The sequence below is a fragment of the Tumebacillus amylolyticus genome (assembly GCF_016722965.1).
In the GTDB taxonomy this organism is placed as follows: domain Bacteria; phylum Bacillota; class Bacilli; order Tumebacillales; family Tumebacillaceae; genus Tumebacillus; species Tumebacillus amylolyticus.
In genome coordinates this window covers 723,929-746,791 of record NZ_JAEQNB010000001.1, presented here as the reverse complement: position 1 = coordinate 746,791, position 22,863 = coordinate 723,929, and the positions used below count along the sequence as shown (strand labels likewise).

Annotated in this window: 22 protein-coding genes; 6 read left to right on the top strand and 16 right to left on the bottom strand. The window is 54.2% G+C overall.

The window, feature by feature from the left end:
- Positions 1-18: 18 nt before the first annotated feature.
- Complete coding sequence (locus JJB07_RS03470; protein ID WP_201631145.1) at positions 19-759, bottom strand: alpha/beta fold hydrolase; 741 nt, start codon at positions 757-759, stop codon at positions 19-21.
- Entirely contained in the window at positions 756-1,727 is a 972-nt protein-coding gene (locus tag JJB07_RS03465) for a TIGR03571 family LLM class oxidoreductase (RefSeq protein ID WP_201631143.1), read from the bottom strand. The genes JJB07_RS03470 and JJB07_RS03465 overlap by 4 nt, the downstream gene beginning before the upstream one ends.
- Positions 1,728-1,851: 124 nt before the next feature.
- Here JJB07_RS03465 and JJB07_RS03460 point away from each other — a divergent pair, with 124 nt between their 5' ends.
- Together JJB07_RS03460 and JJB07_RS03455 are read left to right on the top strand one after the other, a co-directional pair.
- A complete protein-coding gene (locus tag JJB07_RS03460; protein WP_201631141.1) occupies positions 1,852-2,781 on the top strand; it encodes a carbohydrate kinase family protein in 930 nt (309 codons plus the stop codon).
- Positions 2,782-2,798: 17 nt separating this feature from the next.
- Entirely contained in the window at positions 2,799-3,713 is a 915-nt protein-coding gene (locus JJB07_RS03455) for a pseudouridine-5'-phosphate glycosidase (RefSeq protein ID WP_201631139.1), read from the top strand.
- Between the two features lie 199 nt (positions 3,714-3,912).
- Here the strand turns inward: JJB07_RS03455 and JJB07_RS03450 are convergent, their stop codons facing one another.
- Positions 3,913-5,451, bottom strand: a complete 1,539-nt coding sequence (locus JJB07_RS03450) for an MDR family MFS transporter (RefSeq protein ID WP_201631137.1) — start codon at positions 5,449-5,451, stop codon at positions 3,913-3,915.
- 161 nt (positions 5,452-5,612) lie between these two features.
- Between JJB07_RS03450 and JJB07_RS03445 the strand changes: the two genes are divergently transcribed.
- The 3 genes from JJB07_RS03445 to JJB07_RS03435 all read left to right on the top strand — a co-directional run bounded on the left by JJB07_RS03445 (position 5,613) and on the right by JJB07_RS03435 (position 7,429).
- Positions 5,613-6,386: a dioxygenase family protein gene (locus tag JJB07_RS03445; protein ID WP_201631135.1), complete on the top strand. Its 774-nt coding sequence runs from the start codon at positions 5,613-5,615 to the stop codon at positions 6,384-6,386.
- A gap of 77 nt (positions 6,387-6,463) precedes the next feature.
- Positions 6,464-6,796 (top strand): c-type cytochrome, encoded by a 333-nt coding sequence (locus JJB07_RS03440; protein WP_201631133.1) that lies wholly within the window; start codon positions 6,464-6,466, stop codon positions 6,794-6,796.
- 12 nt (positions 6,797-6,808) lie between these two features.
- Entirely contained in the window at positions 6,809-7,429 is a 621-nt protein-coding gene (locus JJB07_RS03435) for an SCO family protein (RefSeq protein ID WP_201631131.1), read from the top strand.
- A gap of 50 nt (positions 7,430-7,479) precedes the next feature.
- Here the strand turns inward: JJB07_RS03435 and JJB07_RS03430 are convergent, their stop codons facing one another.
- Both JJB07_RS03430 and JJB07_RS03425 read right to left on the bottom strand, forming a co-directional pair.
- Complete coding sequence (locus tag JJB07_RS03430) at positions 7,480-8,013, bottom strand: DUF2062 domain-containing protein (RefSeq protein WP_201631129.1); 534 nt, start codon at positions 8,011-8,013, stop codon at positions 7,480-7,482.
- A 147-nt stretch (positions 8,014-8,160) separates the two neighbouring features.
- Complete coding sequence (locus JJB07_RS03425; protein ID WP_201631127.1) at positions 8,161-8,589, bottom strand: DUF2935 domain-containing protein; 429 nt, start codon at positions 8,587-8,589, stop codon at positions 8,161-8,163.
- Between the two features lie 99 nt (positions 8,590-8,688).
- On the opposite strand from JJB07_RS03425, the gene JJB07_RS03420 reads away from it, so the two are divergent.
- Complete coding sequence (locus JJB07_RS03420) at positions 8,689-9,522, top strand: M15 family metallopeptidase (RefSeq protein WP_201631125.1); 834 nt, start codon at positions 8,689-8,691, stop codon at positions 9,520-9,522.
- Between the two features lie 113 nt (positions 9,523-9,635).
- Here the strand turns inward: JJB07_RS03420 and helD are convergent, their stop codons facing one another.
- The 11 genes from helD to JJB07_RS03365 form a co-directional block, all read right to left on the bottom strand.
- The gene (gene helD / locus JJB07_RS03415; RefSeq protein WP_201631123.1) at positions 9,636-11,882 is read right to left on the bottom strand and encodes an RNA polymerase recycling motor HelD; all 2,247 of its coding nucleotides are present in this window, start codon (positions 11,880-11,882) and stop codon (positions 9,636-9,638) included.
- 128 nt (positions 11,883-12,010) lie between these two features.
- Positions 12,011-12,580, bottom strand: coding sequence for a phosphatase PAP2 family protein (locus JJB07_RS03410; RefSeq protein ID WP_201631121.1), 570 nt, complete (start codon positions 12,578-12,580; stop codon positions 12,011-12,013).
- Positions 12,581-12,683: 103 nt separating this feature from the next.
- Positions 12,684-13,826 (bottom strand): Ger(x)C family spore germination protein, encoded by a 1,143-nt coding sequence (locus tag JJB07_RS03405; protein WP_201631119.1) that lies wholly within the window; start codon positions 13,824-13,826, stop codon positions 12,684-12,686.
- The gene (locus JJB07_RS03400; RefSeq protein WP_201631117.1) at positions 13,823-15,271 is read right to left on the bottom strand and encodes a spore germination protein; all 1,449 of its coding nucleotides are present in this window, start codon (positions 15,269-15,271) and stop codon (positions 13,823-13,825) included. The genes JJB07_RS03405 and JJB07_RS03400 overlap by 4 nt, the downstream gene beginning before the upstream one ends.
- A 5-nt stretch (positions 15,272-15,276) precedes the next feature.
- The gene (locus JJB07_RS03395) at positions 15,277-16,359 is read right to left on the bottom strand and encodes a GerAB/ArcD/ProY family transporter (protein WP_201631115.1); all 1,083 of its coding nucleotides are present in this window, start codon (positions 16,357-16,359) and stop codon (positions 15,277-15,279) included.
- Between the two features lie 112 nt (positions 16,360-16,471).
- The gene (locus JJB07_RS03390; protein ID WP_201631113.1) at positions 16,472-16,762 is read right to left on the bottom strand and encodes a hypothetical protein; all 291 of its coding nucleotides are present in this window, start codon (positions 16,760-16,762) and stop codon (positions 16,472-16,474) included.
- A 48-nt stretch (positions 16,763-16,810) separates the two neighbouring features.
- Positions 16,811-17,674 (bottom strand): polysaccharide deacetylase family protein, encoded by an 864-nt coding sequence (locus JJB07_RS03385; protein ID WP_201631111.1) that lies wholly within the window; start codon positions 17,672-17,674, stop codon positions 16,811-16,813.
- Positions 17,675-17,809: 135 nt separating this feature from the next.
- On the bottom strand, positions 17,810-18,298 hold the full coding sequence (locus tag JJB07_RS03380; RefSeq protein ID WP_201631109.1) for a hypothetical protein: 489 nt from the start codon (positions 18,296-18,298) through the stop codon (positions 17,810-17,812).
- 157 nt (positions 18,299-18,455) lie between these two features.
- Complete coding sequence (locus JJB07_RS03375) at positions 18,456-19,730, bottom strand: McrC family protein (RefSeq protein ID WP_201631107.1); 1,275 nt, start codon at positions 19,728-19,730, stop codon at positions 18,456-18,458.
- On the bottom strand, positions 19,727-21,052 hold the full coding sequence (locus JJB07_RS03370) for an McrB family protein (RefSeq protein ID WP_201631105.1): 1,326 nt from the start codon (positions 21,050-21,052) through the stop codon (positions 19,727-19,729). The genes JJB07_RS03375 and JJB07_RS03370 overlap by 4 nt, the downstream gene beginning before the upstream one ends.
- A 206-nt stretch (positions 21,053-21,258) precedes the next feature.
- Positions 21,259-22,863: OmpL47-type beta-barrel domain-containing protein (locus JJB07_RS03365; protein WP_430727202.1), on the bottom strand; the 1,605-nt coding region annotated here is incomplete at its 5' end.

Here is a 22,863-nt window from a genome sequence, read left to right as displayed (position 1 = left end):
GCGAATCCCGTCTTTTTTTTAGAGAGCCGTAGTGAGGAAGTTTTCGAGAGCGGAATTGAACGCTTGTGTTTGTTCGAAGTTGGAGAGATGTCCCGCATTGGGGATAGTGTGCAGGTGCGCGTTCGGGATGCGGTCTGCCATCAGTTTGGCGGCATCGAGCGGTGTGATCACATCGTCTTCGCCTACAAAAACGAGGGTCGGGATGCGAATGCTCGGGAGAAATTCCACCATGTCAGGGCGGTTCGCCATCGCTTGCAGCGCGGTTTGGACACCCTCGGGGGTCGCGGTCATGATCATCTCGTCCACGATGCGCACAATCTCAGGATGGTGCTGCTTCGTGTGGTTGGAGAACAGTTTGTCGAGCATGGTGTCGCGGATGGGGGCGACGCCTCGTTCCTGCACGATCGTGACTTGCTTGAGGCGGTTTTCTCGCGATTCGAGCGTGTCGGTTTTGGCTTGGGTGTCGACGAGGACGAGCGCTTGCACTTTTTCAGGGTATTTGCGCAGGAACGCGAACGCGACGTAGCCGCCCATCGAGAAACCGATGAGGGTGATTTTTTCCAGACCTTGTTCGTCAAGTTGGGCGGCGAGGTCGTCGGCGTAGCTTTCCATGCTCAAGTTTTCGCGCGCCGGCGTGTTGCCAAATCCGGCGAAGTCGGGGGTGATGACGTTGTACTTCGATTGCAGAGCTTCTCGTTGCGGGTTCCACATCGTGTGGTTCAGCGGATACCCGTGCAGGAACACCAGCGTTTGCTTCATCGTGCATCTACCTCCAAGGTGGGAAAGTACGGGAGAATCTCTTCGCCGATCTCTTGCAAAACTTCAAGTGGAGGTCGGGAGTCCTCGGCGGGACGCAGCCCGAACAGCACATGGTTGACACCGTAGAGACGCAATTGTTCCAGATACTCTAGCAAAAATTCACGTCCGGCGCTGAAACCGCCCTTCACGTACGTCGGCCGGGCTTTGGGGTCTTGCAACAAGTTGACGAACAAGGGTTGCGAAAACGGTTTGAACGCGCCGGGGTGATGCTGCTCGACATAGGTTCGGAATTCACGGGCGAGATTTTCTTGCATATACGCCGGTCGGGAGTAGTTCAGCCACCCGTCTCCGTGGGCGGCAATCCATTCCATAGATTGCTGCGCGAGGCCGACGACGATGCATGGAACGTAGGACAAAGATTGCGGAACCATGATTCCGGAGGGGACGGTGCCATAAGTCGCGGAGTTCACGCCTGGGTGCGGTGGTGTCGTCAAGTCTCGATAGACCTGAAACGCCTCGCGAAACCGCTCGCCGCGCCCCTCCCACGAAACGCCGAATCCCTCAAAGTCCACCACGCGGTCGCCCGAAGAGATGCCCATCACGAATCGTCCGCGCGAGAGTTGGTCGAGCGTGTTGACTTCCTTCGCCAACCGCAGCGGGTGGCGGTGTGTGAGCACGGTGGAAGCGGTCGCGAGGCCGATTTTTTTCGTGAGGCCCATCAAGTACGTGAGGTACACGAACGAATCATACTTCGTTCCCACATCTCCAAACTCCGGATCGCGCACCGCCACATCCTGCACCCACAACGCCGCAAAGCCCGCTTCATCCGCGAACTTCACGATTCTCTCCTGCTCCTCCCGCTTCGCTTCCTCCCCGTCAAACGCCTCCGCCGTCAAAAAAACGCCCAACGTCAACCGATCTCGCCCATACATCCCCCGATATGCCGCATTCGAAAAAACCAAGCTCATCCGCAACCCCTCCTAGTAGGATTATTGTACCAAAAAACGACTTCCTACCCGCGAATCTCTTGCAATCCCCCGTAAAAACCTGCATCCTAGACCATAGACTGCACACACGACTGGAGGGAGTTCCATGCCGCAGGATATCTTGTGCATTGGGGCGGCGCATGTGGATCGCAAGGCGGGGGCCAAAGCGGAGATTCAATTGGGAACGTCGATCCCGGTCTCTTCGCACCATACTCTCGGCGGCGTTGCTCGCAATGTCGCAGAGAACTTGGTTCGACTCCATTGCCCGACGGCGCTCATCTCCCGCATCGGCAACGACGCCGCCGGGAATTGGGTTCACGCCCACAGTTCCGACCTTGGACTCGACGTGACAGGGCTCACCCGCTCCCCCGCACAGGCGACCGCTTCGTACACCGCGTTGCTCGACCCGAACGGCGAGATGGTGCTGGGCCTCGCTGACATGGACATCTACGACGAGTTGACCCCGGACGCACTCGACGAAATCCCGGACTCGCTCTTTGAGCGCCCCCTATGGTTTCTCGACACCAACTTGCCGCAAGCCACTTTGCAAGCCCTTTTGGAAAAACGCTCCGCTTCCACTCGCATCTTCGTGGACCCCGTCTCTTGCCCGAAAGCCCACAAACTGCTCGGCCTGCTGAACGGCATCGACTTTCTGTTTCCCAACCGAGACGAAGCGGAGATCCTCAGCGGTCTGCAAATTCGCACAGAAGCAGACCTGCACCGAGCCGCCCACCTCCTCCACCAACGCGGCGTCAAAAACGTCCTCATCACCCTCGGTGAATCGGGCGTCTACGTCAGCGGTGAGGAACTCTCGTCAGGCACGATGTTTCCCGCCCTGCCCGCGTCTGTCGCAGACGTCACGGGAGCAGGCGACGCACTCATCGCCGGATTTCTCTACAGCTACGGCCAAACGCAATCTCTTGAACATGCGGTTGAAACCGGCATCATCGCGGCCACGCTCACCATTCAATCGGCAGAGACCGTCCATCCGGACCTCTCGCCCGCTTTGCTCGACTCACTTCGCACGTCCAACTAGAAAGGGGCCCTACTTCCATGCATGACTTCTTAGACATCCACTCCGACGTTGCCGCCGCTCTGCGTGCAGGCCGCCCTGTTGTAGCTCTTGAATCCACAATCATCTCGCACGGCATGCCCTACCCGCAAAACGTGCAAACCGCACGCGAGGTGGAGAACATCATCCGCGAGCAAGGCGCCGTCCCCGCCACCATCGGCATCATCGACGGCCGCATCAAAATCGGGCTGACCGACGAAGAACTCGAATCGTTCGGTCAAGCGTCCAACGTACATAAAGTCTCCCGCCGCGACCTCCCCTACGTCGTCGCTGCAAAGAAAAACGGTGCCACCACCGTCGCGGCCACGATGATCTGCGCTCAACTGGCGGGCATCAAAGTCTTCGTCACCGGCGGCATCGGCGGCGTGCATCGCGAAGGCGAACTGACGATGGACATCTCGGCCGACTTGACCGAACTCGCCCAAACCGACGTGGCGGTCATCTGTGCCGGTGCCAAGTCGATCCTCGACCTCGGCCGCACGCTTGAATACTTGGAAACCCACGGCGTCCCGGTCATCGGCTACCAATCCGACGACTTCCCGGCGTTCTACACCCGCTCCAGCGGTCACGGCGTCGACTACCGACTCGATGCACCGGAAGAGATCGCCCGCTTCCTGCACACCAAATGGGCGCTCGGACTCAAGGGCGGCGCAGTCGTTGCCAACCCCGTGCCGGAAACACACGCCCTCGACGCACAAGCGATGGAGTCGCATATCGACAACGCGCTCGCTGAAGCCAAAGCGCAAGGAATCAAAGGCAAAGACGCCACTCCGTTCCTGCTCGCGAAGATGAAAGAGATCACCGGAGGCCAATCTCTGGACACCAACATCGCGCTGGTGAAGCATAACGCCCACGTCGGCGCGCAAATTGCCGTCGCCTACGCAAATTTGAAGTAATTACACCAAGACAACCACCTGTCATTTGGTGTACTATTAAGAATGCAGGGGGTGAAAACCAAATGGAATTCTTTACTGCTGTATGTCTGTCCGTAGCCGTCGTCGGTGCGCTTGCGACCACCTTCTCTTTGGTGGCACTGCGTCGTCGTGGTAACTAAATAAAAAAGCGAACGATACACCACGTATCGTTCGCTTTTTTTTATGCTTGCGGTTTGGTTTGAGGAGTTGCCGCTGCCTGACCGCGGTCGAGACGGGCTTTGCCCATCATCAGGACGAAGACCAGAGCCAATACAGCCGGGATCAGCGTCCACAGGAACGTGTGGGCGATCGACGACGAGAGGGCTTCTGTGATTTTGTCGAGGATTTGCGGCGGGATGTGCGAGCGCAATTCCGGAGAGAGCAGCGCGCGCGGGTCGTTGCCGAAGGAGTTGCCGGACTGTGCAGCACCCATGCCCGCGAAAGCTTCTGTCATTTTGTCGGAGAACAGGTTGCGTTGCACAATCCCGAAGACGGTGACAGAAAGCGTCATGCCGAGCGTCCGCATGAACGTGTTGGTCGAGCTCGCCGAACCGCGTTCACGCATCGAGAAGCCCTCGATGGCGGACATGCTGAGAATCGAGAACGAGAAGCCGACGCCAAAGCCGGTCAGGATCATGTAGACCGTCAGCATGCCGCGAGTCGTATCGGTCGCAAGCGTGCCGAGCAGATAGATCCCGGCCAACATGATCAGCGCCGAAATCGTCATGACGTTGCGGTACGGGAACTTGGTAGCGAGGAAACCGCCCACTTGCGCGGCGGCGACGCTCCCGACGGTCATCGGCAACAGAATCAGACCGGAGTTGGTCGCCGAACCGCCGAGCACGCCCTGAACGAAGATCGGGATGTAGACGGTCGCCACGATAAACGAAGCTCCGTAGAAGAAGCCGACTGCGTTCGACGTCGCAAACGTGCGGCGTTTGAACATCGCAAACGAGATGATCGGTTCCTTCGCTTTGGTCTCCGCGAACAGGAACGCGATGAACAGAACGGCAAACCCGGCAAACAGAGAGATGATCTGCGCGGAATCCCACGCGTATTGGTTGCCGCCGAATTCCAGACCGAACATGAGGCAAACTACTGCACCCACCAGCGTAATCGCACCGATCCAGTCGATGCTTTGCTTGGTGTGTTGCATCGACTCTTTGTAGAAGGACGCAATCAGGAACAGCGAGACGATCCCGATCGGAACGTTGATGTAAAAGACCCAGTGCCACGAAATGTTCTCCGTGATCCACGCGCCGAGCAGCGGGCCAAATACGGAGGATGTGCCGAAGACGGCGCCGAACAGACCGGACATCTTGCCGCGAGCTTGCGGCGGGAACAGGTCGAACATAATCGTGAACGAGATCGGCATCAGCGCACCGCCGCCGATCCCTTGGATCGCACGGTAGATGGCGAGTTGCTCAATGCTTTGGGCGATGCCGCAAAGCATCGAACCCGCGAGGAACACGATCAGGCCAAAGATAAAGAACCGCTTGCGTCCGTACATATCGGACAATTTACCGAATATCGGCATGCCGGCCATCGAAGCGACCATATACGCCGAGGTAACCCAGACGAACTTGTCGAGGCCGCCGAGGTCTGAAACGATGGTCCCGATGGAGGTTGCGACGATGGTGTTGTCCATCGCAGCCATCAAGATCCCAAGCAAGAGGCCGGCGACAACGAAGCCGAGCTTGCTTTGTTTGGTTGCGTTCATGTGTGGGGGGTCACCCTTTCCTATGTATCAATTCCAAGAGTATCATTTACCATTTTAGTGATTTCAGAGGGCGTTGGCTATCCGTCTTGAGACTGATTCCAAAAAACGTGATGCGGCTCACTTTTCGGGCATGATACAGTAAAAATGAGGTGATCGATCAAATGATGCCAACCTTCTTTCTCGGACACGGCTCTCCGATGATCGCAATCGAAGAGAGTCCTTATGTAGAGTTTCTTCAACGTCTGGTTTCTAGCCTGGAACGCCGCCCGAAGGCTGTCGTACTTTTTTCCGCGCACTGGGAGGCGGTGACCCAGCAGATTTCCCGTTTGGAGCGGTACAGCACGATCTACGACTTCGGCGGGTTCCCCGATGCGTTGTATCAAATTAAATACGAAGCACCGGGCGACATCGCGCTGGCCGATGAGATCGCCGACTTGCTGCAACAGGCGGGGATTTCCTCGATTCACAACCCGACGCGCGGATTGGACCACGGAGCTTGGGTTCCTTTGCGACACCTGTTCCCGGAGGCGGACATCCCGGTCGTGGCGATGTCGGTCAATTCGCGTCTCACGGGAGACGGACACTATCTCATCGGAAAAGCGCTTGCGGCCCTGCGTGCGCAAGACGTGTTGATCATCGGCAGCGGCGGCACCGTACACAATTTCAGCACGATGAAGTTCGGGGGCGGCCCGACCGATGAGTGGGCGGTGACGTTTGACGAATGGGTGACGCGACAGATTCAGGACTGGAACTACGAGTCGCTCGCCAATGCGAGAACGGAACATCCCTATGGAGCCTATGCCGCGCCGACGCCGGAGCATTACATTCCGTTGCTCTATGCGATGGGCGCCGCCGATGAGACGCGCAAAGGCACGCGAATCTATGACGGGTACCAGTTGGGGAACCTCAGCCTCAATTGTTGGAAATTCGATTAATTCTAGCTCTGTCGGGCTATTTGACACGAGCCCTGAGCAGGGTACACTGTAAAGAGTAGAGAAAGGAGCCCTTACACATGAACACCTCTCGCTCTCTCCTGCTCGGGCTGACCCTGCTGACGGCAGGCGTCCTCGTCGGCTGTTCCGGTGCCACCAAGGACACGGACGTCGTGCTCGTGGACAAGGAGTCCAATGGATACAAAACGTTCCAAAACTCGTGTGCCGGTTGCCACGGTCAGAACTTGGAAGGTCGTGCCGGCCCGAACTTGCAACACATCGGCATGAAACTCGACGCCGACAAACTCACCAAGCAAATTCAAAACGGCGGTCCCGGCATGCCCGCGTTCGCCAACAAACTCGACCAAACCCAAATCTCCGAACTCGCCGCTTGGCTGGCGAAGCAACAATAGGGAGGGCCGCAGATGAACACCATCAAGAAACACTGGTTCACTTTCGTCGCCGCCTTTCTCGTGCTCCTCGTCCTCGGCGGGATCGGCTATTGGTTCTGGTACGGCCATTCCCGTCTCGACGTGATCGACAAGCCGCCGGACTTCACGTTGCAAAACCTCGACGCCAAGCCCGTCTCCATGCACAGCATGGCAGGCAAAGTGCGGGTCGTGGAGTTTTTCTATGCGAACTGCCCGGACATCTGCCCGTTGACCACGGCGAACATGGTCACGTTGCAGAAGCAACTCAAAGCCAAGGGATTGTTTGGGAGCGATGTCGAGTTCGTCTCGATCTCGTTTGACCCGGAGCGCGACTCTCCCGAAGTGTTGCGCGCATACGCCGACCGCATGGGCATCGACCAGTCCGGTTGGGTGATCTTGCGCGGGACGGAGGAGCAGACCAACAAAGTCGCCAACGACTACGGCCTGTTGCTTGAGAAAAACGCAGACGGCTCCTTCACGCACTCCACCCGCTCGCTGTTCCTCATGGACCGCAACAACAACGTGCGGGGTCAGTACTTGATGGGCAACGAGATGCCGACCGACAAAGTCCTCGACGACATCGAGAACCTCGTCCAAGACAAGTTCAAGCCCTAGAGCCTGAACACAGAAAAAAAGACCAAGCCCGCAAACGGGATTGGTCTTTTTTATTCGCTTGAAATGGCGTGTTCCTTGTCTTCCTCATGAGGACGCTTGCGATGCTTGCGTTTCTCAAGTCGGCGCTCCATGTAGATCTGAAGCAGTTTGCGAACCGGGTAGTACGCGATCAACCCGAGCGCCGCCCCCACGATCATGCCCCCGACGATGAGGTCGAGCGCTTCGTCGATGATGTGGATGAAGTGGTTCAGCCAATGTAAGTGGTGAAATCGCACCCCTGCGAGTAAGTTGTCCGGGACGATCAACGCACCGATTTTGCGGTTGAGGAACGCCATCGGAAGGTAAATGATCTTACCAAACAGAAAGCCGAGCAGAGCGGCGGGCAAAGAGCCGCGCAACAGATACACAGCCGGGATAATCAACAATGCCGCAAGTCCGAACGTCGGTAACGTGAACATCTCAATGGCAAGCCCGATGGAGAACCCCATCGCGACTTTCGAAGGTCCGCCCTTCGCTCGGAGCAGTTGCAAGTACTTGTATTTCAGCCATCGCTTTAAGCGCGCAAAACGTTCACGTAAAGGCATCCTTGGTCACCCTTCCAAGCCGGACTAAATCTCATCTCACCTTATCAGAGTAGCACAAAAAACGTCGAATTATAAGGGCACGTTGCTGGGAAGGTGTGAACAAAAAGTCGCCGACGCTGGGTCGACGACTTTTTTTGGAGGATGGACTTACTTTTTGTGAAGCACGCCTTCTGACGCTCCGATGAAATACTCCGACTCGCGGCGGATGTGATCGAGGACGGTGACCACGACCGGGTTGTTGAGACTCGGGGCTTTGGATGTGGATTTCAAAACATGCAGGAACTGGATGAAATGTTGACTTTGGTGCAGGGCGAAATCGACCAGATGGATAACGCATTTGCGGTTGTACTCGGACACGTGGTCGCCGCTTCGGACGATGGTTTCCAGATAGCGGGTCGCCAAGCCGTCGACTTGCGCGAACGCTTCGCCCCAGTGTTTCAACGCTTCCTTGAACTGGGGTTCCAAATCAGGAGACAAGGTCGCGATGACCACCGTATGTTCATTCTCCTGCCGTTTCCAAAACTCCACCTCATCCAAAAGCCGCATGGGCATTTTCGTTCCGTACGTGAGATGCATGATGGGCTCCCTCCTTGCACCCACAGCATATGCGATGGGCGTTTCGTTTGACCTTGTCCGCTTCAAGGTCTACTATGGAGAAGAGAGGGAGGAACAACGATGAACATTTTCCAGAACAAACTCCGCATGATCACCACCACGTTGTTGCTTGCCGGGCTGTGTACCGTTTGTTTGACCGGATGCTCCACGCCGATCAAGGGCTCGGCAGACAAGCCCAGCGTCACCATACCGAGCACGTCGAACACGGGGGGCACCCCTGACAAAAGCGGCGGGACCACGCCGTCGTCGTCCGAACCGACCCAACCGGCTCCGCAGCCGGACAAGTCCCCCACCGACTATCCGCATGATCCGGCCAAGACGCCGGACTCCATCACGGTGCTCGTGAACAAACAATCAAACGCGTTGCCGGACGGCTATCGTCCTGCCGATCTCTATGACGATCCCAACCTGCCGTTCATCTTCTCCGGGCACGATGAAAAACGCCTGATGCGCAAACCCGCAGCCGAAGCGCTGGAGAAACTGTTCGCAGGTGCGAAAAAAGACGGCATCCTCCTCGCAGGAGTCTCCGGCTTCCGTTCCTATGAGTTGCAAAAATCCCTCTTCGACGGCTATGTTCAACAGCAAGGCGAGGCAGAAGCCCGCCGCTACAGCGCCGTCCCCGGTCACAGTGAGCATCAAACGGGACTTGCCATCGACGTTTCCGGCAGCACCGGAGCGTGTGCCGCCGAAAATTGCTTCGGCGATACGCAGGAAGCGAAATGGCTTGCCAAGCACGCCTACGAGTACGGGTTCATCATCCGCTACCCGCAAGGCAAGGAAGCCATCACGGGGTACGCCTACGAATCGTGGCACCTCCGCTATGTCGGTCTTGAACTCGCCAAGACCCTCAACGACAAGGGCCTGACGATGGAAGAATACTTCGCCGGGAAGTAGTCGTTAAAAAAACCGCACCAACAGCCTCGCCAAAAAAGGACTCGCGCCATGTGCGCCGAGTCCTTTTTTAGTTTTGCCTTTTTTGTACGGTCCCATTTGGGGTGCAGTACTTTTTAAATCATGTCCAGCAGTCCCGTCTTGCCTTCCATCGAATAGACGGCCATGCGGTGCAACGGGCGGGTCATGGCGACGTAGAGGAGTTTGACGTCGAGTTCCTCTGCGGTGTACTCCTCTTGCAGATTCACGATGAACACGGCGTCGAACTCCAAGCCTTTGACGACGTAGGCAGGTACGATGACGAGGTCGGTGCCGCCGTAGTCTTCTTTTTCGTCGAGGACGTGGACGTTCAGCGAGGTTCCGTGCTTGTCGATGCCTTGCTTGATCCGTTGGCATTCGGCCATCGTCTTGCCGATGACGGCGATGGAGTTCATGCCCTGCGCTTTCAACTGCTCCACGTCGGAGAGCACGCGGGCGATCAAGTCGCTCTCCTCGGTGAACACTTCCTGACGCGGCTCGTCTCCATGCCGCACGACAGGCTTGGCAAGCACGAGACCCGGTGTTTGCGAATGGACGATGACGCGGTTGGCGAGGTTCATGATCTCCACGGTGGTCCGGTAACTCTGCTCCAACACGAGGTAGTTGCAGTTCCCGCTCGGGAACACGGCGTCGAGGACCTTGTCCCAACTCTCCACCCCGCGATAGGAGTGAATCCCTTGCGAGAGGTCGCCGAGGATGGTGAACATGTCGGAACCCAGCACTTCTTTGAGTGCCAGCAGTTGGAACACGCTGTAGTCTTGCGCTTCGTCAATGACGAGGTTGCGAATCTTGAACTCGGCGAGCAGTCCGAACAGCTTGTGTTGCAGGTAGAGCAGAGCGGCGGTGTCTTCGAGCTCCATTTTCTTTTTGTCGAGCAGGGCGAAGGTGTGCGCTTGCAAGAACCCGATCTCCTCCGAGGCCGGCAGCCCTTGCAGGAACTCGCGGTAGTGCGCGACCAAGGTCTGCTTGGGGAACTTCGCCATGAAGTCTTTGACCAGCGTCTTGGAGCGGGCTTCGACTTTTTTCAGGAGGTCTTCCTTGGTGTCCATCAGTTTGACGACGTTGGTGCGGCGCTTCTCCGGGTCTTTGTACATGATGAACGCTTGGTCGATCTCGTTGTCGTAGTGGTCGATGATGTGTTGGAAGATTTCCTTTTTCTTCGCTTTCAAGCGGTCTTGCAAGATCTTCTTGATCTTCTCCACCCGTTTGTAGATCGGCAGACGCACGTAATCTTCGCGGAAGAACTTGCGGATCTCTTGGTACTTGCAGATGACGTGCTTGGCGAGTTTGAAGTCTTCCTTGGGGAGCATCCGAAGCGTTAGGGCGTCGAGGTAGGCGTCTATTCCCTGCTTGTATTCCAGAGACCCCTTGAAGCGCGAGACGAACCGCAGGTGGTCAACGTTGTCGCCTCCTTCGAGAAACTGGTAGAGGCGTTCGTTGGGATCGGTGAGTTTGAGTTTTTTGCCCATGCCTTCAAACACGAAATCGAGGTAGGTCGTCTGTTTGACCGCTTCGACCCCGAGTTCCGGCAGCACGTCGGCGATGTATTTCAAGAACAGTTGATGGGGTGCCAAGATCATGAATTGGTCGGGGTTGAACTTGTCCCCGTAGGTGTAGATGAGGTAGGCGATGCGGTGCAGAGCGATGGTCGTCTTGCCGCTGCCGGCCGCCCCTTGGACGATCATCGGGCGGTACATCTCGGCGCGGATGACGCGGTTTTGTTCCTCTTGGATGGTGGAGACGATGTCTTTCAGTCGAGAGTCGGCACTGCCGCCCAGCGACTCTTGGAGCAGTTCGTCACGCGTGGTGATGTCGAGGTCGCGGAAGTCGTGCAACTCCCCGCCGTCGATCGTATACTGCCGCTTGCGGAACAATTCCCCGTGCTCCGTACCCGTTTCCGTCTCGTAGGAAATCGGCCCGATGCGTCCCTCGTAGTAGACGTTGGCAATCGGCGAGCGCCAGTCCACGATGACCGGCTCTTGGGTATCGGGGCGGAACAGCGACGCTTTGCCGATGTAGAGAGGTTGGATCTGGTCGTAGTTCTCCGGCTTCACATCGATTCGGCAGAAGTACGGCTTGCTCTGCACTTGTTGCAGTTGGCGCAAGTTTTGCCGTGTCATGTCCAAGAACCGTGCCGAGGTCAGCAGGGCGATATATCCCTCCGAACCGTCCAAAGAGTTCAAGCGGGCATACGCGTCCTTGATGTCGGCGCGAAACGCATCTTCGTTGCGCTCGCTCTCCGTCAGAACCAGCCCGATGTATTCCTTCGTCGCTTCCAATCGAGTCCGTTCATTTGCGTAATCCGGATGTTGCAAAATCGTCATCACGTCACCGTCCCTTCCGTTCATTCAGAAAAAAGTGCCCAATCAGTATATCACAAACTCTGGAAAATACATACATAAAAAGGAACCCACCCTCTCCGGGAGAGGGTGGGTTCTCATTTCTTCGACGATTAGCCCTGCGAGGTGAAGTTCTTGGAGACCTTCGTCGTGAGTTGGATCAGCGGTTCCCACAAACGGGTGAGACGCAGAACGACCCAAGTTGCCACCCCTGCCACCACAGCGCCGCCGACGATGTCCATCGGGTAGTGGACGCCGCCGTAGACGCGGGCGAATCCGACGACGATGGCGAGCGGCAGCAAGACATAGCCCCACGAACGCTTGCGAATCCAGAGCATCCAAGCGAAAACAAACGCGAGGGTCGCATGGTCGCTCGGGAACGAGTTCTCCGGCGCGTGCGGGATGAGTTGGTGCACGTCATGCACCATGAACGGGCGCGGGTGCGTGTACAGTTTCGCGATGATGTACGAGAGCAGGAAACCGCCCATCGCAGCCAAGAACGTATACAGCGACGTGCGACGGTTTTCCGTCTTCGCCGCCCCAGTGCCGAGGAACCAGAGGAGAAGCAGCAGGACGATGTACAGGTATTCGACTTTGTCCGCCAAGAAGACCAGTGAGTCGGACAGCCATGCCGGTGCATCCACGGTCAAATTGTTGATCCATTGGAACAATTCATAGTTCACGTAAGACAACTTCCTTTCTAACCATACTGAAAGTAGTCTAGCACAAGATCATGAAAAAGGGATGAAAAAAAGACGTGTACGATTTCGCACACGTCGCTTTTTTCTAGAGTTTCAGTTTGCCGGATGATTGGATTTTCACGTTGATCCGGATGTTTCGCAAGGATTTTTTGGAAAGCGGCAACGCGGCGTTGTGGGACAGGCGGTGCCAGGCTTGAGGGTTTTGACGGTACAATTGCAGTCCGAGATTGAGGATGTCAGACTTTTGATCAAGTCCCACTTCATAGCTCTCCCGGATTTCTCGTTCCATCTGTTCAACAACCGCTTGCCGAATGGTGTCTTCCGAAATTTTTTGGCAGACCTCCAACATCATTCCCTGCACGTTGATCTCGAGGTCGAACGCCACCTTGTCCCCGTCCAGAATCGGCTTGTAGATACACTTTCGCTTCCGGATCACCACCGCAGCAAACGGTTTGCCCTTTCTGTGCGTAAAAATGGCGCTTCGTCTATACTGCGGAGAGGTCCACCGCACTCCTTGCAAATCTTTTTGATCCACGAACCCTTGATATTTCCCGTTGAGGATGACGCCGACTCCTTTGACTTGCATACTCGGATGAGGCTCATCCCCCATTTTCCACCGCGTTTTTGAGATGGAGAGAAACGGCAAGAGCGTCGTCTCTGCAGACTCGTTGATGGTGGAGATCACCTGATTGAGATACAACGGTTGGATCTCCGAACTCTGGCGGAACGGTTCCTCCGGCGACGTTAAGCGGGAGTAGAGGATCGAGAGGTTCATAATCGGCGTGCTCGAGAAGAGTTGGTCTAACGATTCCTTCGTCCCAAACGTCCAGATCGTATGCCGCATCTCATGGAACCGCCGCATCAGATCGATCGCTTGCATGGGGATGTTCGATTTGATGGCACGCTCCGAGAACACCAACCCCGAGATGTAAGCCCATGAAATTTGTCCTTGTTCCGTGCGATACAAGTCGAAAGCCGCTTGGTCAAACGTATCCCCGATCCCTTTGCCGATCGCAGCCTTTTCGGGGTGCCGCCCGCCTCCGATCTCTTGTTTGCTCAAATTGGAGAAGTCGATGACTTGCGCGTAGAGGATGTATTTTCCGTTCACATAATCCACGCCGAGTGCATTCAGATAGATAACATGCTCGACCTCTTTAAAGTCCCAACAACCGGTGAGCAAGGACATGGACAACACCAAAGCGAGAAACAACGAGGCCCGCCCTTTCATTCCGGTTCCTCCTCCAAGCGTTTCTCATTTTGCGTGTGAAGCACTTGCGGTCGTTTCTTCGAAGTTCCGAACGGGGCCGGCCAAAACATGCGGCGCAAGTCGGGGAACGCGACGGGAGACACCGGAGCGAGATAGGGGACGCCAAACGAGCGCAAATTCACCAGATACAGAAGCAACGCGAACCAGCTCACGAAGAACCCGAACATCCCGAATACGGACGACATCATTACAAAGGCCATGTTGAGCAGACGAATTGTACCGGACAAGTCCTGATTGCCCAAGATAAAACTTGCCACCGACGACGTGGCGACAATGACCAACAAACTCGGCGAGGTCAATCCGGCACTGATCGCCGCTTGTCCAATGATCAAGCCGCCCACGACCGAAAGCGTCTGCCCTACGGTCGCGGGCAAACGAAGCCCGGCTTCCCGAAACAGTTCAAACAGCAAGATGACGAGCAACGCCTCGATCGGGGCCGGCATCGGCACCCCTTGGCGCGAGACGACGATGGTCGCCAGCAGCGTGTACGGCAGTTGGTCTTGGTGATAGCCGTTCAGCGAAACCCAGAACGCCGGCAGCAACAGCGAGATGCAGAGCCCAACCACCCGCATGAAGCGCTGAAATCCCACAAATTGAAACATCGTCGTCGAGTCGGACGATCCTTGCAGCAGAAAAAACAGAGAGACCGGCGCGATGATGGCGGTGGGCGACCCGTCGACCAACAGGGCCACCCTCCCGTTTTCAATCGACATCGAGGCAAAATCGGGTCGCCCTGTATACGTGAACAGCGGAAACAAAGCCCGCTTGCCCTCCGCCAAATACTCTTCCAATTGTTGCGACGTTTGGATGGCGTCGATCTGTAGGTTTTTGAGCTTCTCCCGAATCTGTTCGACAACCGTGGGATTGGCGACGTCTTCCAGAAACAGCAGGGCGACTTTGGTTTTGGAGCGCGTCCCGATGGTGAACGATTCACAGAACATCGTGTTGGTAGGCAGTCGCTTGCGAATCAGGCCGACGTTCACGTTGATCTCTTCCACGAACCCGTCACGAGCTCCCCGGATGGAAATTTCGGTGCTGGGCTCGTCCGGTTTGCGCGAGGGAAGCTTTGCGATGTTGACCGTATACAGGGCATTCAAATCTTGAAACACCAAGAGCAAGTTGCCTTCGAAAACGGCACGAACCACCTCGTCCTTGGCAGAAGGGTCGGGGACTTTCGTCATCAGCAACGGCTTCCCCACTTCCAACTCCTCCGGAGTTTGGGGCGGTGTGTCACGAAACGCCGCAAGCAAATTGGGCAAGAGGGCTTGGTTGATCTGCCGCTCATCCACCAACCCGTTGCAATACACCAGCAACAGAGATTGTTGCCGCAAAACGCTTCCCAACCGCATCGTTTTAAACTCCACGTCGGAGCTCGACTGAAACCAAGCTCGCAAGTTCGATTCCATCTCCCTCACACCCCCTTTTGCTTTCTACGCACCAACACCAAGATCCCGACCACCAACGAGAACACCCACAACCAGAGCGTCAACATCGGAACTCCAAAGCGCGTCAACAGGTCAAAAAACTTCATATCGCTGATCGGCCACAGCACCAAAGCCCCGATGCACACCGACACACCCAGCATCACCCAGCGCCGTTGCTTCCGTTCCTTGACCCGAAGCACGTCGGGGATCAGGTACATCGAGAGGGAAATCCGCACAAAGGCGCCGCTCAACCATTGGTAGATCGAGAGGAAGTCAACATGCTCCACATAGCGTCCGATGTACAGCAAGCGCCACTCTTCATAGGCCGGATACCGCTGCCCTGCCGCTTCAAACACTCCAAACTCCGCAATCGCGCCAATCAACGGCCCCAATGTCAAGCCAAGGAACGCGAGACAAACGAGCAGAAATGTGCGGAATCGAATCGGTTTGCGCACGTGATGCTGCATCAACACCAGATACATCAATTCTGTAAAACCGGCCCCGGCGTAAAGCACGCCATTGAGTAGCGGGCTCCACCCATGTTCAAGAAACGGCAACAACTGGTGATAGTTTTTTTGATGCATGTTGCCAAACATGACAAAAAATCCGAACACAATCACAACCGGAATCAAAATGCCTCCTATCGCACCAACCGATTGAATTCCCGCCATCGCATTGACGAAACACAGCGCCAGAAACAGCACCAACAACGCAAGCGTCGGGGTCTGTGTCATATAGGAGACCTTTGTCCACGTCAACATATCCTTCAACGTACTCACGCTCACGAGCAGAAGATACAGAGCCACCCACACACCCAACACATTGGCGAGCCATTTGCCGTACGAGGTTTGAAACCACTTCATGAGATGTTGTTGGGAAGTTCGTTTCGTGATCACGTACAACAACGGCATCCAAAGCAACGCAAGGCCGGTGGTACCAAGTACGGAAATCCACGCATCCCGCCCCACTTCCTGCAAGATCATCGGGATGATGAGCACATGGTTCAACAGTCCGGTCGATCCAACCAAGAGCATTACGGCATGAAACGTCGAAATCGAGGGTTTCTCCATACCTCTCCCCCTCCCTCTTGAACTGTCTGTAGTTAGAGTGACCGTTTCCAGTTTTTCTACGCACATCCAGTATAAAAAAAGCGACAACTCCGGTGTGGAGTTGTCGCTTTTTTTATCGTCCCCGTCCGAAGAGTTCGAGACGGTTCATCCATTTTTCGATGCGGGCGTAGTCTTTAGTCAGGGTTTCGTCGAAGTGGATCTGCAATTTGCCATCGCGTTTGGAGAAATCCACTTTGTGAATGCCCGGTTCGTGGTCGAATTGGGTGAGCAACTCCGTCATCTCGTCGGAGTTTTTCCACAGCGGGGAGTAGAGTTCGATCTGTCCGGGGAGGTGTTGCAGGATCTCGATTTGGTATTTTTTCATCATGATCAAAATCCGGCGGCCGATCAGGAGGGGGAACATCGCGCACCTTCTTTGCTTTTTTCCCCATGCTATGTGAGACGAGGCGCGTTAAGACCGAAATTGGTACGCTGGCGATTGCGCGTTGAGCTTGTCAAAGGAGAAGCCTTGTTGGCGAAGTCCTTGGATGATGGCGGGCAGTGCGTCGCAGGTCGTGCTCTTGGCGAGTGCGTCGTGCAGGAGGATGACGACGGTGTCTTTGCCCTTGGATTGGGTGAGGACGTTGTCGATCAGCGTGGCAGCCGGGATGTTGTTGCCCGATGCATCGCCGCTGGAGACGTTCCAGTCGAAGTAGACGTAGCCTTCCTTGGTCATCTCGCCGGCGATTTTGTGCATGATGCCTTTGCCGCCGGCTTGGATGGAGACGGTGTTGTTGGTGCCGCCGGGGAAGCGCATCAGGGTGGTGTGGATGCCGGTGGCTTGCTCGATTTGGGCTTCGTTGCGGTTGAAATCTTCGAGGAAAGCAGGGAGGCTTTTGTAGATTTTGGTGTAGTTGTGCGAGTAGGTATGATTGCCGATGGCGTTGCCGTCGTTCACGATGCGTCGCAAGAGGTCTTGACCGTTTGGAGTGGAGTTGCCGATGACGAAAAAAGTGCCGTGGATGTGTTCGTTGTTCAGCGTGTCGAGGATGCGGGCGGTGTTCTCTGAAGGACCGTCGTCGAAAGTCAAGTAGGCGACTTTGCCGGGGATCGGTTGTGGTGTGGGAGGTGCAGGTGGGACAGATGAGATGACGTGCTGAGGTTTCGGGTCTGCTTCGGGAAGGTCCGACACTTTCTGGACTTCTCGCTGGACCGGGGCTTTGGACTGGGCGGTATTCTGAGAAGAGACTTTCTCCGTGTGGGGGAGCGCTTGTTCTGTGAGGACTCCGGTGAGGACCAGGGCGACGGCGGCAGCGAGTACGATATATGGTTTCATGAAAGGGGTCCCTCGAAATTGGTTTTTTGTCGATTCTCCTCTCTTTTTCTCGAATTTTCTGCAGACTCCTGCTGATGGTATGAAAAAAGGACCCGTCAAGTTTTGACAGGTCCTCTTTTCGTTCACGTATGAGGGTTAGTCGCCGGACGGGAAGTCGAACTTCGCAGGTTCCACGAAGTTGGGGCCTACTTCCACCGTGACGAGGGTGTGGCGTTTCAATTGGATGGTGCGCGGGTCGCCGGTGAATTCTTTGCCATCGACATAGACTTTCAGCGGGGAGCCGTTGGTGTAGCTCATGACGTGGGTCGCGTCGAGTTGTTCGCCCCAGATGTTGAAGAAATTGCCGAGCGTAAAGTCGCGCGCAATCGGAGACTCGATGTGCAGTTCGCCCGTTGCGTCATGGGTGTGCAACCAGTACAAGCAGTTGTTGCCCGGCTTGATCCCGATGTTCGCCGGAACTTCGACAGGCTGTCCGTTGTTGTAGATCGCCAAGTGCGCGTGTTCATGCTGCGTCGCGCCCTCCATGCTCTGGCACGAGATGTCGTCAATCGCCGGAGCGGCCGACGCCTGCTGTTGCGTATCGCCCGCCAGCATCCCCCAAATGATCGCTACGAGCAAAACCAAGACCGCTCCTCCGAAAATCCAAGTGAGGGTGTTGGAGTTTTTCTTCTTGGTGGTTCTTGAAGAGGAGTTCTTGGTATTGGGTTTGTTGTTTTTCGCCAAAATGCCTCGTTCCCTTCCGAAACGTAAATTCGTACCTACGTTATTTTACCATGCCCTACTAATGACCTGAAATAAGGGATGTGGCAAGATTGGTAAGATCCTGTGTCCGTTTGGATTTTATGAGGTCGAGGGTGGTTTCGATGGAGAGCGGTTTGGTGTGCAAGTGCAAGGCATGCGGTGTTCCTGGGAGAAGGGATAGATTCTCCTCAGGTGCTTGTTCGTCGGCGTACTTTGGGTAGATCAGGTGAACCGAACAGGGCTTAGACGTATCGCGGTGGAAGGAATGGGCGTAGAAAGAGAGTTGATAAATGTCATCATTATTAATTCGGTTAGGACCGTAGTTTTTGTATTTCACGTCTAGTACGAGATTTGTCTGGTCTGATCGGTTTTGAACGATGATATCTGGCTTGATTGAACGATAGCAATCCTCCCCTGAGCGGATGGCATGACTAAAACTTTTGTCGGGTTTGACTCGATAGGTAGGCTTCGGAAGATACGTTTGTAACAGTTTGGCTGAAAAACGTTCGAACAGATCGTTCATGTCCATGAGGAGTGAAAAGTATGTTTGGTCTCTCGCCTTGTACATATCTTTGAGAAATGTTTGGTGAATGATGTAGTAGGCAAGATCATGTGAAGTTTCGTAGTGCGCGTTCAAACGATTGTATTGAAAATGTGGCCATCCCAGTTCCAAATAGCTCTCGCAAAAGTCCTCAAATTCACCGAGTAAGCGGCGAACTCTTTTCTTTGTGGAACTTTGGATCGGAAGACGCTGTAAAACTTCTAAAGCTGTACGAAGGACTTGATTTTCAGGGATATCCGTAATCAGTTCATCAAAATGACAGTACATTCGAGTTGGCGTTGCATAGTTCATGCGCATGTTTATGAGAAAGTCAGGCCGCCCTCGCATTTGGTTGAGGTTATCTTCTAGGGTGACGTACTCTTTGACGATCCCGCTCTGTATCACCTTTTTCAATTCCTGCAAAAACATTCGGGCCAACAGCTCGACAAAATCACTTTTATCCAATTCTCCAGAGGTATCTCTCCAATTGTGATGTGGAATGTCATCGAGAAAACATAGCATTTCAACCAAACGAGAGAAGCCACGGTCGAACTTCGGGGTGATTTGGATTCGGAGGTTTGACAGTTCGATCACACCTACCCAGCTTTGAGCTCTTATCTGAAACCCTCGCTTGAGTTCTTCAAAGTAAAAGCGGTGCTTGTCCTTGTAACGAGTAAGTTCCTTTAGAAAGAGACGGTCATCATCGGTGAGCAATTTGTGTGGGAGTACCTGTGAGGTTTCATACTCCTTCAATTCAACAGTTTCCTTTTTCATGAACCGTCCCCGAAGTGAGTGCGAATAGAATTAATGAACAGTGTAAGGTCAACGTTGTCGAATGGCTCTCGGTTGATCATTTCTTCTGTCGCATTCACCAAGCCCGCGCCTACAATATCAGCTAAATCGTTATAATCGTCGTAGCAATATTCTTGGATCAAAGGAATGATATCCATATCGAATATGTCTCGGATTTCTTCCACGCTGGTAACTTGTTTTCCGTCCTGCATAAAATATGCTTGGCCAATCTGCTTGTCCCGTCCAAGACCCTTCTCCATTAAATATACGTTCAGTTTTTGTAGAATTTGACCCGGGGTTAGATCAAGCTCGTCAATTTTTGTTTTGAACAACGAGTAGTCAGGCATTACTTCAATAAACGCGAACCGACGTTTAAGAGCAGCATCCATCATCTTGATACTTCGGTCTGAAGTATTCATGGTGCCGATAATATTAAGATTATTTGGTACGAAGAACCCTTTTTTACTATATGGAAGAAGAACCTCCTCACCACGCTTATCCTTTTCCATAATTGTTATTAGCTCTCCGAAAATCTTTGGGACATTACCACGATTAAGTTCGTCAATGATGAAGTAACGAGGAAACGAAAATTTCATATTATCAACAAAACGTTTTAATATACCACTTTCAAGATGAAATGAAACAACACCAACGTTCTCGCTTTCAGTTATCATTTCTTTTGGTTTATACCCTTCGATAAAATCTTCGTAAGTATAAGAAGGATGAAATGTACATATGCATAACGGTTGTAACAAACTAATCGCTTCCCATTCTTCACTTTTATCCAATTTATTTTTGATTTTTTGTAAATTCTCATCCGACACCTTTCCTGAATAGTATTTCACTGTACCGAAATTAATATTTTTACCTGTGTATACATCGGAGATATCAACTTTATTTTTAAGAAATAACACATGCGATATGGTTAATCTATTTTTGTCGAGTGACAAACTATCAACTTCACCTATTCCAACGCATAAAATTCTATCGTCATTGTACTCATTTATGAATACTAGCTGTTTTTCCTCGAAGTTATAACGAGAATTATTTAATAGGTTGAATTTTCCTATTCCATTCTCATTAAATATACCTCCATGTCCCTCCTTATCTCCTAAGTAAAATATTGCGGAAGCTATCACTGTCTTGCTCAATTTCCAATCGACAAACTTTTTTGCCATATACGTCTTCCCTGTCCCCGGGGGTCCGTAGAGAATGACTTGGCCTTTTCTTTGGAGGGCTTTGTCGATGCGGTGGAAGAGTTTGAGTTCGGAGTCGGAGTAGTTTTGTTGCGTTTCGTCGCTCATGTGGTTCAGTCCCCTTTTAAGTGATGCTAATTTTTTCTAGTTTTATTGCTTCGATTCCTGCTGATAGTACCTTTCGTGAACAAAAAAAGATAACACCCTCTCGGTGTTGTCCTTTTTCTAACAAGATAATGAGAATTGTACGTTCACGCGACGACGCCACACGCTAAATGAAAACCCCCTGCCGGATCAGCAGGGGGTTTTTCGCATTACTTCTGAACTTTGACGGTGGTTTTCCCAACGATGAGGAACCCGTTGTTGTAGCCGCGGAGCTCAAGGGTTTGAGTGCCCGGGCTCCAGTCGAAGTTCGAACGCTCGAACTTGAACTGGCCGTTTTTCGCTTGTTGGTAGTAGCCGTTGTTGCTGGTGAGCGCCTTCACGCCGTTGAGGGTGATGGTGTTCAGGTCAAAGCCTTGGGTCAGGAATCCGCTCGGGAGCCCCGTGCGGACGGTGAACTCTCCTTTGTTGCCTTTGATGACGCTCGGCGTTACTTCGACCGTGACCGGGATGTACGCGGTGAACGACTTCGTTGCATGGATCGATTGACCGGATGCATCGGTCGCCGTGACCGTTACTTTGTACTCGCCCGGGAGCAGAACGAACAGGTTGTCGTGAATCTCGAAGGTACGGATGCCGAACGGCCCGTCGATATTGACTTTCTTCGAGACGATGTTGGACTGCAGGTCGTTGAAGGTCACGATGTTGCGCAGGTTGATGAAGGAACCGATCGCGTATTCGTCGTTGAGGTTGAACGTAACCGTCGGCGGCGTGTGGTCGATCTTGACCTGCAGAGACTTCGGAGCTTCTTGGTTGCCGGCCGTGTCAACGGTGTAGTAGCTGACCGTGATCGTGCCGTCTTGGGTGACGGTGACGGAGTTGCCTGCCACATACGGTGCGCCGTTGATGGAGTAGTAGGTGTTCGCCACTCCGGAAGCTGCATCGGTTGCGGTGAAGTTCACGGTCACATCGTCTTGGGTCCAGTCGGTCGGGACGTTGGATGCCGCGGTGACCGGAGCCGTTTTGTCAAGCTTGACGGTGATGGTTTGGGACTTTTCTGCGTTGCCCAGTTGGTCAACGGAGTAGAAGGTGACGGTGTTCTCGCCTTCCTTGGTCAGCGTGAAGGAAGTTCCTTCGACAGACGGGCCTCCGTTGATGCTGTAGTACGTTTTGGCAACGCCGCTTTGTGCGTCAGACGCGGTCAGGTGGACCGTGACGTCTTGGTTCGACCAGGCGGTCGCTGCATCGGACGTGGTGGTCGGTGCCGACTTGTCGAGTTTGACCGTTACGGTTTGCGATTTCTCCGCGTTGCCTGCGTTGTCAACCGAGTAGAAGGAAACGACGTTCGTGCCTTCGTTGCTCAGGGTGACCGAGGTGCCTGCTGCGAAATCAGAACCGTTGACGGAGTAGTAGGTGTTCGCCACGCCGGATTGAGCATCCGTTGCGGTGAAGTTGACCGTGACATCTGCGTTCGACCAGTTGGTCGGAGCGTCGGCGGTCGTGGTCGGTGCTGCTTTGTCGAGTTTCACTTGCAGGGTTTGCGATTTCTCCGTGTTGCCCGTCACGTCGACGGAGTAGAAGGTGATGGTGTTCACTCCTTCTTGGGTCAGAGCGACGGAGGTTCCTTCTACAAAGTCGGAACCGTTGACGGAGTAGTAGGTTTTTGCAACGCCGGATTGTGCGTCGGTTGCCGTGAGAGCAACGGTGACGTCATCCTTGGACCAGTCGGTCGGAGCAGTTGCGGTGGTGGTCGGTGCGGTTCTGTCGAGTTTGACTTCGAAGGAGTGCGCCGTTTCTTTGTTGCCCGCGTTGTCCAC